Raw genomic sequence first — 16,981 nt, forward strand, 5'->3', positions numbered from 1 at the left:
CGCGCCCCGCTACCCGCTGTGCTCGCGCAGCAGCACCGTCAGGCGCTGCGCCAGCGGCGACAGGTAGGCGCCTGCGCGCGTGACCACGCCGATGCGCCGGCGCAGGTCCAACTCTTCCACGCCCAGCGCCAGCACGCGCAGGCCGCGCTGCATGGCCTCGCCGCCGGCATTGGCGATGCTCAGCATCTGCGTGCCCTGCATCAGCGCGAACAGCGAGCTGCTGCCGAAGTCGATCTCGATGCGCGGCTGCGGCTCCTGCAGGCCGCGCTGGCGGAACGCCGCGTCGACCTGCTGGCGCAGCGTGATATGCCGTTCCGGCAGCAGCCATTCCTGGTCGGCGAGGTCGGCCAGCCGCAGCTTGCGCCGCCGCAGCAGCGCGTGGCCCTGGTCGGCCACCACCACCAGCCGGTCGTCGAACAGCGGCTGCACCGCGAAGGTCGCCGCCAGCGCGCCGGACGGGGTCGGCGCCACCGCCATGTCCAGCTCTCCGGCCGCAAGCAGGTCCAGCAGGTCGCGCGCGAGCCGGCGCCGCAGCCGCAGCCGCGCCACCGGGCGCTCGCGCACCAGCTGCTGGCACGCGCCGAGCACCACATCGCCGGGGATCGACGGTGAATAGCCCACGCGCACGATGCCCTGCTCGCCGGTGCGGATGCCCAGCATTTCCTTGATGCCGTCCTGGTACTCCAGCTGGATGCGCCGCGCGCGCTCGAGGAAGCGGGTGCCGGCATAGGTGGCGGCCATGCCGTTGGCGGTACGTTCGAACAGCGGCAGCCCCGCCTGCGTTTCCACCCGCTGCACTGCCTTGGTCAGCGCTGGCTGGCTGATCCCCAGCGCCTCGGCGGCGCGGCCGATGCCGCCGTGCGCCGCCACGGCGAGGATGTATTCGATATCCCGCGTCTCCATTGCCTCACATTCCCGACGGTTATGGCTTTATAGCCATCGCGTCATTGTGGTGATGACCGCCATCTTACAGACTACAGCGCACGAGCACACCACCGAGCGTGCAGCGACATCACTAAGCCTTCACCGGAGACAGCATGGGTTTCGCGTATTTCCTGCGCCGCGCCGCGCGTTACTGGGGCGACCAGCCCGCCATCCTCTACCAGGACCAGGTGGTGACCTATCGCCAGCTGGACGAACGCTCGTCGCGGCTGGCCAATGCGCTGCTGGCGCTGGGCCTGCGCCCTGGCGACCGCGTCGCGGTGCAGTCGCGCAACCGGCCCGAGCTGGTCGAACTGGAATGCGCGCTGTACAAGGCCGGCCTGGTCAAGGCCGCGCTCAACCCGCGCTTTACCGCGGCCGAGGCCAGCGACGTGGTCGAAAACTGCACCCCGCGCGTACTGATCGCCGGCCCGGGCTATACCGGCTACGACCGCGCCACGGCCGGCTTCGGCAGCATCGAGACCTTTATCGCCATCGGCGCGGCGCCCGCCGGCTATGTCGAATACGAGGCGCTGCTGGCCAATGCCGGCACCACCCCGCCCGACATCACCCCCGCGGCCGACGACCTGGCCGTGCTGCACTTTTCGTCGGGCTCCACCGGCAAGATCAAGGCCGCCATGCAGAGCTACGGCAACCGCATGGCGGCGCTGCGCAAGGTGGTGTCCGGCATGGACCGCCCCGCCCGCCCCGGTGACCGGCTGGCGCTGATCGGCCCGGTCACGCACGCTTCCGGCATGCTGATGCAGCCCTACCTGTATGTGGGCGCGACGCTGGTGCTGTTCGAAAAATTCGAGCCCGCGCACTTCCTGGCTGAAGTCGCGCGCCTGCGCATCACCCATGTGTTCATGGTCCCGGCCATGATCAACATGCTGCTGGCCGAGCCGACGCTGGCGCAGGCCGACCTGTCGAGCCTGAAGACGCTGGCCTACGGCGCCGCGCCGATGGCGCCGGCCCGCATCCGCGAGGCCTGGGAGCGCATCGGCCCGATCCTGTCGCAGGGCTATGGCGCCAGCGAATCGACCTCCGGCGTCACGCGGCTGTCGACCAGCGACCATGCCGACGCCATCGCCAGCCATCCCGAGCGCCTGGCCTCGTGCGGCCGCGCGCTGGGCGAGACCGAAGTGCGCGTGGTCGACGAGCACGGCAGGGAAGTGGCCGTGGGCGAGATCGGCGAGCTGGTGATCCGCGGCGACGACGTGTTCCACGGCTACTGGAACGAGCCCGCGCTGACGCGCGAGACCCTGGTCGACGGCTGGCTGCATACCGGCGACATGGCGCGCGTGGACGAGGCCGGCTACCTGTACCTGGTCGACCGCAAGAAGGACATGATCATCTCCGGCGGCTTCAACGTCTACCCGACCGAGGTCGAGGCCACGCTGTACCAGCATCCCGACGTGCTCGAGGCCTGCGTCATCAGCGTCCCGGACGACACCTGGGGCGAAAGCGTCAAGGCCGTGGTCACGCTGCGCCCCGGGCGCGAGGCCACCGCGCAGCAGCTGATCGCGCATTGCCGCGAGCGCATCGCCGACTACAAGTCGCCGCGCTCGGTTGACTTTGTCGCCGAGCTGCCCAAGAACGCCAGCGGCAAGCTGGCCCGCAAGGTCGTGCGCGAACGCTACTGGCAAGGCGTCGGACGCCGCGTCAACTGAACCCGCAAGCGCACCGAGGAAACCGCCATGTTCGATCACCTGACCAACCCCGTCCTGCTGGAAACCCGCGCCGGCATCCGCCGCTTCATCGATGCGGAGTTGCGCCCGCTCGAACAGGAGCTCGGCCTGGGTTCCGAGGACCCGTGGCCGCGCGAGACCCTGCGCCAGGTCTGGCGCCGCTCCAGCGAGCTGGGCTTCTACGCCGCCTGCCTGCCCGCCGCGCTCGGCGGCAAGGGCCTGAACATCCAGGAGCAATGCGCGCTCAAGGCCGACCTGGCCGCGAGCGGCTCGACCCTGGCCGCGCACGTGCTGGGCGACCTGGGCGGCCCGCCGCGCGTGGGCAACATGCTGAAGTACGCCACGCCCGAGCAGCTCGAGCGGTATTTCAAGCCGGTGATCCGCGGCGAGAAATCGACCTGCTTCGCGCTGACGGAAACGCATTCCGGCTCCGATGCGCAGAGCATCAAGACCTCGGCAGTGGCCGACGGCGATGCGCTGGTCATCAACGGCGGCAAGCACTACATCAGCGGCGCGCCGTTTGCCGACTTCGCCATCGTCATGTGCGTGACCGACGCCACCGCGACGCCGCCGGCCATCACCGCGGTGCTGGTCGACCTTGACCTGCCCGGCGTGACGGTGACCAACGAGTACGTGCCGATGTCCGGCCAGCATATCGACGGCGACATCCGCTTCGACAACGTGCGCGTGCCGCGCGCCAACATCTTCGGCGGCGAGGGCAACGGCTTCAAGCTGGGCATGTCGCGCATCAACGTGAACCGCCTGCTGCACTGCCCCAGCATGCTGGGTCTGGCCATGCGGGCCTACGAGTCGTCGGTGGAGTATGCCGGCCAGCGCCGCCAGTTCGGCGGCCCGATCGCGCGCTTCCAGGCGATCCAGCACATGCTGGCCGACATGGCCGCGGCGCTGTGGGCCTGCGAAAGCATGATCGCGCACACTGCCGCGCTGGCCGACGCCGGTGCCGACCTGCGCATGAAGGCCGCGGCGTGCAAGCTGTTCGTCTCGGAGCGCTGCTTCGAGGTGGCCGACAAGGCCGTGCAGATCCACGGCAATGTCGGCGTCACGCGCGGCCATCCGGTCGAGCAGACCTTCCGCAAGCTGCGCATGTTCCGCATCTTCACCGGCACCAGCGAGATCCAGCGCAACACCATCGCGCGGGCTATCCTGGAACCGCTGCAACAGAAAGCCTGACCGTGCCGGCGGCGCGGTCGCCGCCGGCATCCGGATCCCGGCCACAGCACACTACGACAAGACCACGGAGACCAAGCATGAACCGCCGAAACTGGCTTGCCAGCGCCGGTGCCGCCGCGCTGGGCAGCCTGCTGCTGCCGGCCCGCGCCGCCACCGCCACATCCCCCTACCCCGGCCGCCCGATCCGGCTCATCGTGCCGTTTATCGCCGGCAGCACGCCGGACAACGTGGCGCGCACGCTGTCGGCGGAGCTGGGCAAGAAGCTCGGCCAGCCGCTGGTGGTCGAGAACATGCCCGGCGCCGGCGGCATCATCGGTGCCAGCGCGCTGCGCCGCGCCGCGCCCGATGGCTACACGCTGGGCATCCTGGCCAACTCGCACGTCATCAACGTGCACATGTACCGCAAGATGCCGTACGATCCAACCCAAGACTTCACGCCGATCACGGCGTTGTCGGGCGGGCCGTCGGCGCTGGTGGTGCCGGTGTCCGCGCCCTACAAGACCGCCGCCGAACTGGTCGCGGCGATGAAGAAGGAACCGGGCAAGTTCAACTACGGCTCCGGCGGCAAGGGCAGCATCGCCCATCTGGCGGTGGAGGCCATGCTGCACCAGACCGGCTGCGACGCCGTGCATATTCCCTACAAGGGCGCGCCGGAAATCCTCACCTCGATGCTGACCGGGCAGACCCAGTTCGGCATGCCGGTGCTGGGCACGGCGACGCAGTACGTGCGCAACCACCAGGTCAGGGTGCTGGCGGTCACCGCCGCCGCGCGCTCGCCGTACTTCCCCGACGTGCCGACCATGGCCGAAGCGCTGCCGCCCGGCTTTGTCATCGACAACTGGAGCGGCCTGTTCGCCCCGGCCAATTTCCCGGCCGACCTGGCGCAGAAGCTGCACGCCGCGGTGCGCGCGTTGCAGAGCGCCGGCGTGTTCGACGCCCAGCTCAAGGCCAATGCCGGCGAGCTGCGCCGCAGCGCGTCGCCGGCGCAATTCGGCACCATGGTGGCGAGCGACAACGCGCGCTACGGCGACCTGATGAAATCGATCGGCATGACCGGCGACCTGGGCTGATACGGCTGCTGCCTTTGCTCCACCCGTCCTGTGCCGCACGCCGTCGCGCATGCGGCGCTGGTGTCTTCTCCCTCCTGCCAGAGGCTAAGCATGAAGCCAGCATGGTCTTGCCTGAACGACGTCACCATCATCGACGTCAGCCAGTTGCTGCCCGGCCCGCACGCCTGCAGCCTGCTGCGCCAGCTTGGCGCGCAGGTGATCAAGGTCGAGCAGCCCGGCAGCGGCGACACCGCGCGCCAGCTGGGCGCGCATGTGTACGCGCAGTTCAACCGCGGCAAGCGCTCGGTGGCGCTGGACCTGAAGACCGATGCCGGCCGCGGCGCCTTCCTGGACCTGGTGCGCGATGCCGACGCCGTGGTCGAAGGCTTCCGCCCGGGCGTGATGGCGCGCCTGGGACTGGACTATGACGCGCTGGCGGCGGTGAATCCGGCCATCGTGCTGTGTTCGGTCTCAGGCTTCGGCCAGACCGGGCCGTACGCCAGCCACGCCGGACACGACCTGAACTACCTGGCGCTGGCGGGTTACTGGGCCACGCCGGTGCAGGTGCACGATGTGGTCTCGCGCCCGCGCGTGCGGGTGTCGGACTACGCCGCTTCGGGCTACGCGGCGTTGTCGCTGGCCGTGGCGATCATGAGCGCGCGCCAGCACGGACAGGGACAGCATCTCGATGTCTCGATCCACGATGCCGTGCTGTCGTGGACCGCGCATGGCGCGTGGACCGCGCGCGCCCACGAGGATACACCCCGGGCATCGTCCAGCGTGATGCCGGAAAACGATCTGTTCGAAACCCGCGACGGGCGGCACCTGGCAATGGGCATCCTGGAAAACAAGTTCTGGGACAACCTGTGCGCGGCGCTGGGCGACGCGTTCCCGGCCCTGCGCGATCCGCGCTTCGCCACGCGCGCCGGGCGTAGCGGTCACAAGGTGGAAGTCAATGACCTGATGGCGGCGGTGTTTCGCACGCGGGATCTGGCGGAATGGGAGGACTTCTTCGCGCCGTTCGATATTCCGTTCTCGCCGGTGCTGGGGGCTGGTGAACTGTTCGAGGATCCGCATGTGCGGGCGCGCGAGGTGGTGCGGCGGGTTGACGGTGGGATTGCGGTGAATTTTCCGGTGAAGTTCTCGTTGGGGTTGCCGGAGGGGGAGGATTTTGTGGCCGGGGTGGGAGAACATGATCGGCGGTAGCAGCATTGTCTGCGCTGCGCGTGCTCCCGAACCCGGGTCTACTGCTCTGGCGCGGAGTGCGTCGCCGCGCTAGCACGCGCTGTCGCGGTCGAATTCTCTGGCTTTCGTGTCCGCCTGCTTTCTGCCCTCTTCCGCTTGCGGAAGATGGGCGGAGGTGCGACGGACCTTCCGTGGCCCCGGGGTGTCATGGCTTGACCTCGGTCCACCCGGGGCCGGGGTCGAAGGACCGGATCGCACCGGCCCTTGCCGCGCTGTCCGGACCCAGGTCGCGCTCGTAGACGCGGCCGTCGTGGCTCACCATGAAGCTCTTGATGCCGGTATCCCCGTACCGCAGCGGCCACGCGATCACGGCAAACCCGCCAAAGAGCTTGCCGTCGACGACGTAGTCATACTGGCCGCCGGGCGCGTGCGGACCCTGCGACGTCAGCAGCCGGTAGCGATAGCCCTGGTAGCCAGCGCCCGGCGCGCTGCGATGCTCGGCTCTCATGAAGGCGGGACCAAGCGGGCTTTCCGGTTCGCCCGGCCCGGTTGGCCAGTACAGGCCATCCTTCTTGCCGGGCGAGCTGACCAGCTTCGACGCATAGGCGGTCACGCCGCGGTCCTGGCGCATCCGTTGCGCATACTCGTACTGCGCGTCGCGCACGGCGAGCAGGGTCTGCATCACCGCCAGTTCATTGCGGCCGATGCGGCGCAGGCGCATTTCCTCGACGCCGGCACGCGTATCGAAATGCCAGCCTTTCGCGGTCTTGACCAGCGGAACCGGCATGGTCCAGCCGTCATTGCCCGCGGCAATGCGGGCGCGGTCCGGGCCGTCGGCGCGAATCGCGTGCGACTGGTGCCACGCTTCCAGGAACCTGTAACGGATCTCGGCACCGACCGGCGGGATCAGGTCGGTATAGCGGGCGCCCAGCAGCGCCTTCATGGCGTCGTCGTCGCTGGTGGCAACCGCTTCGCCGAACGCGTTCATTGCGGCCTCGGGCGTAGCGAAATTCTTCTGCGCGAAAGCCGGCGCCGCCGCCAGGGCGAGCAGCATCCCCGCCAGGGACAACGCCTGGCGGCAGGGCCATGCCAGGCCCGATCGTTGCGTGCGCTGCATATCGCTGTCCCCTGGTCAACGCCGTCCGCCACCACGGCCACCACCGCCGCGGCCACCGCCGAAGCCCCCGCCGCCACGGCCGCCACCGCCGCTGAAGCCACCGCCACCGTGGCCGCCGCCACTGAAGCCGCCGCCACGCTGACCGCCACCGTCGCGGAAGGAGGCCGACTGCGTGCTGGCACGGCCCCGGTCGAAATCGCGCTGCGCATTCGCACCGCCGCCTACGCCCTGAAATGCGTTATCGCGGCCACCGCCGGCGGACCGGTCCGACACGCCGGCACGATCGCCCGGCCCGCCGCGGTCGCCAACCCCGCCGCGGTCGCCAACCCCGCCACGGTCGCCAACTCCGCCGCGGTCACCAACCCCTCCACGGTCACCAACCCCGCCGCGGTCGCCAACCCCACCGCGGTCGCCAACCCCACCGCGGTCGCCAATCCCGCCACGGTCGCCAACCCCGCCACGGTCGCCTCGATTCCCGCCGGCCATGCGGTCGGACACGCCGCCCTCGCGGCCGCGGAATTCGTTGCGGCGGTTGGCGGCAGCCGCATCACGCCCGCCAAACCGCTCGCTCGTCGCGTTGTCCCGGTACGAAACCCCTTTGCGGTGCGAAGCATCGTGCTGCCATTTCCCGCCGCCCTGCACCTTGGTGCGGTCGAAATTGCGGTCGATATTGGCGGCCTTGTTGACGTTGATGTTGACGTCGCCTCCGCCCCAGTTGCAGTTGCCAAAAATGGCGCCCGCAGCCGCCAGTCCGACGCCCCAGGCAAAGCCGGTCATCAGCGCGGCGCCGGGATAGTAAGCGGGATAAGGCGGCCAGTAATACGGCGGATAGGAAGGATAGCTCCAGGCGCCATACACCACTGTCGGGTTGTAGGCAGGGACGTAGATGACTTCGGGGTTGGCCGGCTCGATCCGCACGATGGTCTGCGTCGGCGCCGGCGCCGTCGACTGCGCCGACTGTACCGGCGGCGCGGGCGCGGGTTCGACGATGACCTTCTGCTGCTCGTTCGACTTGAGATTGCCGGATTGCTGCGCGCGCGCCCGCAGCCGCTGCACGGCGTCGAGCACTTCCTTCTCCTGGCCGATGAAGGCGTCGCCCAGCTTCTGCGTCCAGTCGAGCTTGTCGCTCATGGGCTCAAGCACCTGCGGGAAAGCCACCAGCGACTTGACGCTGACATCCCAGGGCTGGCTCTCGACCGCCTTCAGCGCAGCATCGCCCTTCACCTTGGGATTCGCCTTGACCCAGCGTGCCGCCTGCACGATCTCGAGCGGATACGTGGACGCCATCAGCACCTGGGACAGCACCGAGTCGGGATAGAGCGCGATGGGCGCAACCAGCGCCTCCAGTTCTTCCGGCTTGAACGGTGCCGCCTCGGCTGGCGCGTTCTGCGCATGGACATTGAGCGCCAGCCATGCCAGGCCCGCGCACAGGCAGGCGCCGATCCGGCGCCACAGACGCATTCCCCGCCCCTCCATGGCCGTCTCCCTTGCCCCGTCGCCGGGCGCCTTTACGGGGGCTCGACTTCCGGCCTGCCGTCCGCGCGGTATCCGCGCCAGGCCGGAAAAAGGTTCAGCAATCACAATGCCTTGCCCCGACAAACTATAGATTCCGGCGACGGCTGCAGAGTTGAAAAGTTTGTGCAAGTGAATTAGGAAAAACTATCGTCGCTGTCGGGGGCGGCGACGGCTGCGAGAGGAGGCCCCGCCCTGCGGCGAAATCCGGGCGGGGCCGGGTGAGATTTACTCGGAGAAAGACCTTTGGGGGGACAGGCGCGCCCGGTGGCCCGTGCCACGCTGCCGCAGCGCGGCGTGTCGCGCACCGGTGCGGGACAGAGGCTATTGCTGGACTGACCAGGATGACTGCCTGCGCAAATCCTCCTGTCCCGGCTGGCGCGGCGGCTTGCCCAGGTCGTCATCGTGCCGGGGCGGAAGCTGCTCTTCGCTTTCTCGCGAAGGATTGGCCGGCGGCACCTCGGGTACGTTCGGCCCTTCCTCCGGCCGTGGGATCTGATGTGCCATGATGCCCTCCTTGCCAAGTACGACACCCTTGACGACGCAACCGCCATGCCAAGCCGCGCAGCGGCGTTTTGTGCGCGCCGGAGATCTTTTGCGCCGCCCCGCTGTGCACGCGCACGGCCAACCGCGCAATCTCGGCGCGCAAATCTGGCTGACTTTTGTAATGCGGCACGCGGCCGCGGCTGTAATGGGCTGCGGCGGTGCCGCGTCGCGGCATGGCGCGGAGGCGGTCGCGCCAACCGCCATCGCCGGGCACGAAAGGTGCACCGCCCTCCGGTGGCGCGCGGGGGCAGCCCTGTGCGCCCGGATACTTCAACGCGGAGGCGCACCATGGAACAGACGGAAACGACAAGCACGCCCACCAGCACATCAGGCATGCGCCAGCAGGAGACCCGCATGCCCTCGGCATCGGGTTCGAATATGAGCAGCAGCGCGCCATGGAGCAGCACGTCGGCACGATCGTCGGGATCGCAGGACCTGGCGCGCGAACTCGACCGGCTGATCGAACGCCTGCCCACGCTGTCCGGCGAGAACCTCGAACAGGCCAAGGCTGAGTTCGTCGAACTTGCCGCCAGGTCGGGCAGCGCGGCGACCGAACTCGCGGCGAAGTCCGCGGACGTGGCGCGGCGCGTGAAAGGACGCGTCCAGAGCGAGTGGGAAACCGGCCTCGAGCGCACGGAAACGTTCGTCCACGCCAACCCTGTGCGGGCGCTGGGGATTGCGCTTGGCGTCGGCGTGGTGTTGGGCGCGCGCTTGTTCGGCGGCTCGCGCCGGCACGACAGCCTCTAGACACCCTGCTGCCAATGCGGCACGCCGGGCGGCAGCCAACCAACCGCCCCGGCGTGCGCCGTTGCAAGTCCGTGCCCCCTTGCGCTTACGTGCGTCAACCAACCGACGCGAGGCTTGCCGTCATGGACGAGCACACATCCCTGCCTGTACTCTGCCGATATCAATGCGGGTGACCGGCGTCACCATGCCTCGGGGAGGGAGGGATGAACGGCTTTGACAGCAGCATCATTCACTTCCTGAACCAGTTCTCTTTCCGCTGGCCCATCTTCGACCGCGGGGTGCTGGCCTTTACGCAGTTCTACATGCTGCGGGGCCTGCCCATGGTGGCGCTGTTGTGGTGGATCTGGTTCCGCGACGGCACGGACAAGCAACGCGATCGGGAAATCGTGACCGCGACCGTGGTGTCGGGCTTCTGCGCGCTGCTGCTGGGCCGCATGCTGGCCAACTGGCTGCCGTTTCGCCTGCGGCCCATGGCCAATGCGGAGGTCGGCCTGCAATTTCTGCTGGCCTCGGACGATGGCATGCGCACTTGGAGTTCGTTCCCCAGCGACCACGCGATGCTCTGGTGTGCGGTGGCTGCCGGCGTGATGGTGGCGTCCCGGTGGCTTGGCATGCTGGCGCTGGCGTATGCCGTGCTGCTGATCTCCCTGCCCCGCGTCCTGGTCGGACTGCATTACCCGACCGACGTGATCGCCGGCGCGCTGCTCGGCGTGCTCACCACCCTTGTGCTGACCCGGCCGCCCTTGCGCGCACGGATTGCGGCGCCCTTCCTGTTCGTGTTCGACCGATACCGGGGCTTGTTCCATGTCGGCATGTTCCTGCTCAGCTTCGGGCTGATCACCAATTTCGACGAGATCCGCACCGTTGCCTCGTCGCTGATGAAGGTTACCTGAGCCCGTTACGCGGCACCGCTGTTCCGAACTGCTTGCGGTAGGCCGATGGCGACACCGCCAGCGCCTGGGTGAAGTGCTGGCGCAGCGAAACCGCCGACCCGAACCCGACCAGCTCGGCCACCAGGTCGATGCCCTTGTCGGTCGTCTCCAGCAAGCGGCGCGCGGCGGTCAGCCGGTGGTTCAGCAGCCACTGCGTCACGGTGGTCCCGGTCTTCTCCTTGAAGCGGCGCGTGAAATTGCGCCGGCTCATGCCTGCTTTCTCGGCCAGCGTGTCCAGTGTCAGCGGCTCGGACAAGTGCGCGATGGCCCAGTCCAGCGTCATGCCGAGCCGGTCGGCTCCATCCGCCTGCGGCAGCGGGTGCTCGATGTATTGCGCCTGGCCGCCGTGCCGGTGCGGGGCCACCACCATGCGCCGTGCGACGCGGTTGGCCACCTCGGCGCCATGGTCGCGCCGCACCAGGTGCAGGCAGCAATCCAGCGCGGCCGCGGTGCCGGCCGAGGTCAGGATGGCGCCATCGTCGATATAGAGCGAATCGCGGTCGAGCCGCACCCGCGGGTAGCGCTGCGCGAAGTCGTCGGCCCAGGCCCAGTGCGTGGCGGCGGTGCGGCCGTCGAGCAGGCCGGCCTCGGCCACCACGAAGGTGCCCAGGCACAAGCCGGCAATGCGCGCGCCGCGCGCGCTCGCGCACCGGAGCGCATCGAGCAGCGCTGGCGGGGCGGGCTCGGCCGGATCCCGCCACGCCGGCATGATCACGGTATCGGCCTGCGCCAGCACCGACAGGTCGTGTTCCACCTCGATGCGGAAGCCCGACATGGTGGCAATCAAGCCCGGCTTCTCGCCGCAGATCAGCAGCCGGTAGCGTGGCACGCCCAGGCGGTCGAGGTCGTCGCCAAAGACGATGCAGGGCACGGAAAGGTGGAAGGGACTGATCCCTTCGAAGGCAATCACTGCGACGGTGTGCATCGGCATCTCGCTGGGTCGGGGGCGCTGGGTCGGGGGCGCTGGGTCTGGGCGGATCGGAAGCGGGAACGGCATGGCCACGTCGGGCACCGTTTGGCCCGATTCTATCGGATGTTGTCCATCGGGCCACTTCCGGTGCCGGCGGCAGCACCGGAAACTACGCTCCATGCCGCGCCTGCGGCCAGCCGGCGGCCGCCAGCGGCGCCGCCCACTTCCTTCCCTGTCGACGAGGACCACCATGCACCATCCGACCCTACGCAAGATCGCCGGCGCGCCGGCCCGCAGCGCCATCGAAGCCGCCAGCACCGCCGTGCTGGTCATCGATTTCCAGAACGAGTATTTCAGCGGCAAGCTGCCGATTCCCGACGGCCCGGCCGCCCTTGGCAACGCGCGGCGCCTGGTCGACCACGCCGATGCCGCGGGCATGCCCGTGTTCCACATCCAGCACGTCACCCCGGCGGGCAGCCAGGTCTTCGCCGAACACGGCGCCACCGTGGCTTTCCACGGCGACCTGCAGCCGGCGCCGCACCACACCGTCGTGCAAAAGACCTCGGTCAGCGTCTTCCCGACCACCGACCTGGACCAGCGCCTCAAGGCGGCAGGCATCAAGACCCTGATCATCACCGGCCTGATGACCCACGCCTGCGTCACCGGCGCGGCGCGCGACGCGGTGCCGCTCGGCTACGGCGTGATCGTCGCGGCGGACGCCTGCGCCACGCGCGACCTCGATACCGCCGCCGGCACGGTGTCGCACCAGGACCTGCACCGCGCCGCGCTGGCCGCGCTCGACGACGCCTTCGGCGATATCCTGACCACCGAGCAGGTGCTGAAGCTGCCGCTGGCCTGAGAACGGCGGCCGCCCCCGGCCAGCGTTGCTGGTGAACCGGGTGCCCGGAGGAAATGGCCGGGTATCCGGGCGTGGCTCAGCGGCTGGCCGCGCGCAGCAAGGCATGCGCCGCCGCCACCATGGCTTCGGAGGATTCCAGCGCGCGCGCCGGATCGTCGCGCTTGCGCACGGCGGCGGCGCTGGTCGCGCGCGCCGCGCCGTCGGGGCTGGCCGAGAACTTCACCACGGTCAGCTCGCGCGCGGGGTTGATGTAGAGCTTCTGGCCGAAGCGGCCGCTGGCCTCGATGCTGCCGTCGCCGTCGTTGCGCTGGAACCAGTAGTTGCGGTAGCCGTAGCCCTCGCGCCCCGCGGTGGTATTGCCGCGCGCGAAGCGGGCCTGGTTGCTGGCCGGCTGCAGCGCAATCCGCACCGCCTGCGGCGAAATGCCGAGCGTGGCGTCGCCGCCCGCGGCGCGCCGCACGGTCTCGGCAAAGCGGGCGGCATCGCGCAGCGTCGAGTTCATGCCGCCGCTGGCCATTTCGGTGCCCTCGCGGTCTACCTGGGTGTAGGCGTCGTCCTCGGCAAAGCGCGACCACAACCGCTCGGTGACTAGTTCCGCCCAGCGCTTGCCGGTGATGCGGCGCAGCGCCCACGCCACCGCTTCCGGCGAGCCGTTCTGGTAATACCAGACCCCGCCGTGCGGGCCCTCGCCCGCGCTGCCGGTGGCGTGCACGACCTTGAGGAAGTCATAGATGGTGTCGGGCGCATCGGCCTTGCGCGGCACGATCCCCACCGCGCCGAACAGCCCCAGGTCAGGCGGCAGTGCCTGCGGATAGCCGACCGGCACCTCCATGTCCAGGTTCTGCTGCACGGTGGCTTCGCCGAACGGATTGCCCGCCAGTTCCGGCACGTATTGCGCCAGCCGCGCGTGCGGATCGAGCTTGCCCTCTTCGACCAGCATCGCCGCCAGCAGCCCGGTCACGGACTTGGTCATCGAGGCCCAGATATGCGGCTGGTGCGGGTCGAAGCCGGCAAGGTAGCGCTCGTACACGATGCGGCCCTGGTGCAGCACGATAAAGCCGTCGGTGTGCGTGTCGCGCAGGTAATCCGCCACCCGCACCGCCTGGCCCGCGACGGTAAAGCTCACCGCATCCAGCGCCGGCGCCGACTGGCCCGGCAGCGGCAGCGGCTGGCTCGCATGGCGGATGCCGACGGTGGGCGAGATCTCGCGCGCATGCCGGAACGCCCAGCGCATGTAGGGCGGGCGCAGGCCGGTGCCGCGACTGACCTGCCGCTCCGGCGGCGGCGGAAAGCCCTGCATGACCTCGCTTTCGCTCACCACCGCGGGCTGGCCCGCGGCCTGCGCCAGCGCCGCGCCGGCAGATGCCGCCATCGATGCCACCAGCGGCACCACCACCGTCCACCACGCCCGATTGCGTCGGAACTCCGTCCCGTGCGACTTCGCTTGCGCCTGCATGCTGTCTCCATGGCTGTCGAGGCGGCTGCACGCGCGGTGCGCCGCCTTCCGTGATCGGATGCGGGCCTGCCGGGGCAGGCCCGCGGGCGCCATGTTGCATGGCCTGCGGCCATGGCCACAATCCTCCGTTCGGAATAGCGCCATAACCGCTGGGAATGTCGGCGCAGGCGCAGCCTCAGACGGCCAGTCGCGGTTGCGGCCGCTCCCGCCTGACCACGCCCAGCGAGAACATCGACAGCCCGGCAATCAGTGCCGGCACGCCGATCCACGCGAACAGCGCGGGCATGCCCAGCCCCATCGACAGCATGGTGGCGCCGCCGACCGACCCCACCACCGAGCCCATCCGGCCTACGCCGTTGGCCCAGCTGACACCGGTGGCGCGGCAGTCGGTCGGGTAGAAGCTGGCCGACAGGGCATTGGCGCCCACCTGCGAGCCCGAGATGCAGAAGCCCGCGACAAAGACCGCCACGCCCGCGGCCACCGGCTCGGCGGCAACGCTGCCCACCGCGGCGATACCCAGCGCCGCCAGCGCATAGCTGGTGGCCAGCACATGGTGCGGGTTGAACCGGTCCATCAACCATCCCAGCGCGATCGCGCCGACCGTGCCGCCCACCTGGAACATGGTCGTCACCAGCGCCGCGGTGCGCAGCGAATGGCCGGTGCCGCGCAGCAGCGTCGGCAGCCAGCTCGACAGCAGGTAGATCACCAGCAGGCTCATGAAGAACGTCAGCCAGAACAGCAGCGTGCCGCGCAGCAGCTCGGGGCGGAACAGGTGCCACACCGGCGAGGTCGTGGCGCGCTGTTCGCTGACCGCGAAGGTGGCGCCGCGCAAGTCTTCGTGCGGGGCGATCTTCCGCAGCGTGGCGACGATGCTCTCGCGCGACTTGCCGGTCATCACCAGGTAGCGCACCGATTCCGGCAGCAGCCACACCAGCGCCAGCACCAGCCCCAGCGGCAGCACGCCGCCTGCCACCAGCACCGAGCGCCAGCCAAAGGCGTCGATCAGCCCGGCCGAGGCCAGCCCGCCCAGCGCCGAGCCCAGCGTGAAGCCGCAGAACATGGTCGTGACCAGGAACGAACGCCGCTTCTCCGGACAGAACTCCGAGGTCAGCGTGATGGCGTTGGGCATGGCCCCGCCCAGCCCCAGGCCGGTGACGAAGCGCAGCAGCACCAGCGTCCACAGGTCCGGCGACCACGCCGAGGCCAGGCTGGCCGCGCCGAAGCACAGCACCGACAGCACCAGCACGGCCTTGCGGCCAAAGCGGTCGGCCAGCGGACCGAACAGGAAGGCCCCGGCCATCAGCCCGCCCAGTCCGGCGCCGAACAGCGGCGCAAGCTGCGCCGGCGTCAGCTGCCATTCCGCGCGGATGGCGGGCGCGATAAAGCCGATCGCGGCGGTGTCGAAGCCGTCGACCGCGACGATCAGGAAGCACAGTACGACGATGGTCACCTGGAACGCCGACAGCGGCTGGCGGTCGATGAACGCGGTGACGTTGAGGGGTGGGCTGGCAGGCATGGTGTCTCCTCCTTGTTGCCAGATTCAGGGCGAGGGCGGGCCGGCGGCTGCGTTGGCCGCCCGGCTCGCTATCGGGTTTATCAATGCAAGCGTTTTCAGCGCGGAAAGCAGGCCGCGGTCAGCGCCCTACAGCCAGGGCGTGGGGCTCAGGCACTTGTCGGCGCGCCAGCCGTGCAGCCATTGCAGCGCGTCGTAGAACTGCGCTTGCGTACGGCCGGTCCACAGGCTGTTGCGCACCAGCCGGTCGACGCCCCTGGCGTGGTAGACGCGGCCCATGTCGCGCGCGGCATAGAGCACGCGCGCGGTGCGCGGGATGCGGGCCTGCTCGTACAACCTGAAGGCTGCGGCGTAGTCGCCGTCGGCGGCCTGCACCGCCGCGCCCAGCGTGACCGCGTCTTCCAGCGCCTGGCAGGCGCCCTGCGCCACGTACTGGGTCATCGGATGCGCGGCATCGCCGAGGATGGTGGCGCGGCCGAAGCTCCAGCGCTCGACCGGGTCGCGGTCGGCGGTGGCCCAGCGCTTCCATGAGGTCGGGCGGTCGAGCATCTGGTGCGGCAGCGGGTGGATGCCCTCGAAGTACGACAGCACCTCTGCCTTGCTGCCCTCGCGCACGCCCCAGGTTTCCTGCTCGCGGCTGTGGAAGGTCACCACCAGGTTGTACTGCTGGCCGCCGCGCAGCGGGTAGTGCACCAGGTGGCAGTGCGGGCCGGCCCACACCACGGGTGCGTTGACCCGCAGGTCCCGCGGCATGTCGGCCACGTCGACCACGGCGCGGTAGACCACGTGCCCGGTCACGCGAGCTTCATCGCCGATCAGCGCCTGGCGGATCGCGGACTTTACGCCGTCGCAGCCGATCACCGCATCGCCGCGGTAGTGCTCGCCATGCTGGTCGACCACAGTCACGCCGTGCTGGTCCTGCAGCAACTGCTCCACGCGGGTGCTGGTGCGCATCGTGATCAGCGGATGGTCTTGCACGGCCTCAAGGATGGACAGGTGGATATCGACGCGGTGGATCACGCCATAGGGATTGCCGAAGCGCTCGCGATACGCCTGCCCGACATCGACTTGCGCGATCACGCTGGTGTCGACGGCATCGCGCAGGCTGAGGAAGTCGGTAAAGACCGTGCGGCCGCGCGCGGCCTCGCCCACGCCCAGCGCGTCGAGCGCGGCAAAGGCATTGGCGGCCAGCTGGATGCCGGCGCCGATCTCGCCGATCTGCTCGGCCTGCTCCAGCAGCTCGACGCGGATGCCCTGGCGTGCCAGCGCCAGCGCCGCGGCCAGGCCGCCGATGCCGCCGCCGATGATGAGGACCTTGCCGGTCGTGTTGTGGGTATTACTCATTGCTGTCTCCT

Annotated in this window: 15 protein-coding genes; 7 read left to right on the forward strand and 8 right to left on the reverse strand. The window is 69.5% G+C overall.

From position 1 onward, the window contains the following. Positions 1 to 9 precede the first annotated feature (9 nt). Positions 10 to 903 carry a LysR family transcriptional regulator gene (locus tag A3AG_RS0107575; RefSeq protein ID WP_018004842.1) on the reverse strand — a complete coding sequence of 298 codons (894 nt, stop codon included), beginning with the start codon at positions 901 to 903 and terminating at the stop codon, positions 10 to 12. 134 nt (positions 904 to 1,037) lie between these two features. Between A3AG_RS0107575 and A3AG_RS0107580 the strand changes: the two genes are divergently transcribed. From A3AG_RS0107580 to A3AG_RS0107595, 4 genes are all read left to right on the forward strand, one after another. Continuing rightward, entirely contained in the window at positions 1,038 to 2,591 is a 1,554-nt protein-coding gene (locus A3AG_RS0107580) for an acyl-CoA synthetase (protein ID WP_018004843.1), read from the forward strand. 27 nt (positions 2,592 to 2,618) lie between these two features. Then, positions 2,619 to 3,800: an acyl-CoA dehydrogenase family protein gene (locus tag A3AG_RS0107585; protein WP_018004844.1), complete on the forward strand. Its 1,182-nt coding sequence runs from the start codon at positions 2,619 to 2,621 to the stop codon at positions 3,798 to 3,800. 77 nt (positions 3,801 to 3,877) lie between these two features. Continuing rightward, positions 3,878 to 4,870: a tripartite tricarboxylate transporter substrate binding protein gene (locus A3AG_RS0107590; protein ID WP_018004845.1), complete on the forward strand. Its 993-nt coding sequence runs from the start codon at positions 3,878 to 3,880 to the stop codon at positions 4,868 to 4,870. A 90-nt stretch (positions 4,871 to 4,960) separates the two neighbouring features. Beyond that, positions 4,961 to 6,055 (forward strand): CaiB/BaiF CoA transferase family protein, encoded by a 1,095-nt coding sequence (locus A3AG_RS0107595; RefSeq protein WP_018004846.1) that lies wholly within the window; start codon positions 4,961 to 4,963, stop codon positions 6,053 to 6,055. A 184-nt stretch (positions 6,056 to 6,239) separates the two neighbouring features. Here A3AG_RS0107595 and A3AG_RS0107600 read toward each other — a convergent pair whose 3' ends face one another. From A3AG_RS0107600 to A3AG_RS33935, 3 genes are all read right to left on the reverse strand, one after another. Beyond that, entirely contained in the window at positions 6,240 to 7,151 is a 912-nt protein-coding gene (locus tag A3AG_RS0107600) for a DUF2950 domain-containing protein (RefSeq protein WP_051073489.1), read from the reverse strand. Between the two features lie 15 nt (positions 7,152 to 7,166). Further along, a complete protein-coding gene (locus tag A3AG_RS0107605) occupies positions 7,167 to 8,612 on the reverse strand; it encodes a DUF3300 domain-containing protein (RefSeq protein ID WP_018004848.1) in 1,446 nt (481 codons plus the stop codon). 375 nt (positions 8,613 to 8,987) lie between these two features. After that, on the reverse strand, positions 8,988 to 9,170 hold the full coding sequence (locus A3AG_RS33935) for a hypothetical protein (RefSeq protein WP_145987524.1): 183 nt from the start codon (positions 9,168 to 9,170) through the stop codon (positions 8,988 to 8,990). 327 nt (positions 9,171 to 9,497) lie between these two features. On the opposite strand from A3AG_RS33935, the gene A3AG_RS0107610 reads away from it, so the two are divergent. Next, positions 9,498 to 9,956: a glycine zipper domain-containing protein gene (locus A3AG_RS0107610; protein ID WP_035848131.1), complete on the forward strand. Its 459-nt coding sequence runs from the start codon at positions 9,498 to 9,500 to the stop codon at positions 9,954 to 9,956. A 203-nt stretch (positions 9,957 to 10,159) separates the two neighbouring features. Further along, positions 10,160 to 10,849: a phosphatase PAP2 family protein gene (locus A3AG_RS0107615; RefSeq protein WP_018004850.1), complete on the forward strand. Its 690-nt coding sequence runs from the start codon at positions 10,160 to 10,162 to the stop codon at positions 10,847 to 10,849. Here the strand turns inward: A3AG_RS0107615 and A3AG_RS0107620 are convergent. Next, a complete protein-coding gene (locus A3AG_RS0107620) occupies positions 10,842 to 11,813 on the reverse strand; it encodes a GlxA family transcriptional regulator (protein WP_018004851.1) in 972 nt (323 codons plus the stop codon). The two genes, A3AG_RS0107615 and A3AG_RS0107620, sit on opposite strands and share 8 nt — an antisense overlap. 235 nt (positions 11,814 to 12,048) lie before the next feature. On the opposite strand from A3AG_RS0107620, the gene A3AG_RS0107625 reads away from it, so the two are divergent. Continuing rightward, positions 12,049 to 12,657, forward strand: coding sequence for a cysteine hydrolase family protein (locus A3AG_RS0107625; RefSeq protein WP_018004852.1), 609 nt, complete (start codon positions 12,049 to 12,051; stop codon positions 12,655 to 12,657). A gap of 76 nt (positions 12,658 to 12,733) precedes the next feature. On the opposite strand, the gene A3AG_RS0107630 is transcribed toward A3AG_RS0107625, so the two are convergent. The 3 genes from A3AG_RS0107630 to A3AG_RS0107640 all read right to left on the reverse strand — a co-directional run bounded on the left by A3AG_RS0107630 (position 12,734) and on the right by A3AG_RS0107640 (position 16,970). Then, entirely contained in the window at positions 12,734 to 14,113 is a 1,380-nt protein-coding gene (locus tag A3AG_RS0107630; RefSeq protein WP_018004853.1) for a serine hydrolase domain-containing protein, read from the reverse strand. Between the two features lie 175 nt (positions 14,114 to 14,288). Next, on the reverse strand, positions 14,289 to 15,629 hold the full coding sequence (locus A3AG_RS0107635; protein WP_018004854.1) for an MFS transporter: 1,341 nt from the start codon (positions 15,627 to 15,629) through the stop codon (positions 14,289 to 14,291). Positions 15,630 to 15,755: 126 nt separating this feature from the next. Beyond that, a complete protein-coding gene (locus A3AG_RS0107640) occupies positions 15,756 to 16,970 on the reverse strand; it encodes a 3-hydroxybenzoate 6-monooxygenase (RefSeq protein WP_018004855.1) in 1,215 nt (404 codons plus the stop codon). Between the last annotated feature and the right edge of the window lie 11 nt (positions 16,971 to 16,981).

It is taken from the genome of Cupriavidus neocaledonicus, from assembly GCF_000372525.1.
Taxonomy (GTDB): domain Bacteria; phylum Pseudomonadota; class Gammaproteobacteria; order Burkholderiales; family Burkholderiaceae; genus Cupriavidus; species Cupriavidus neocaledonicus.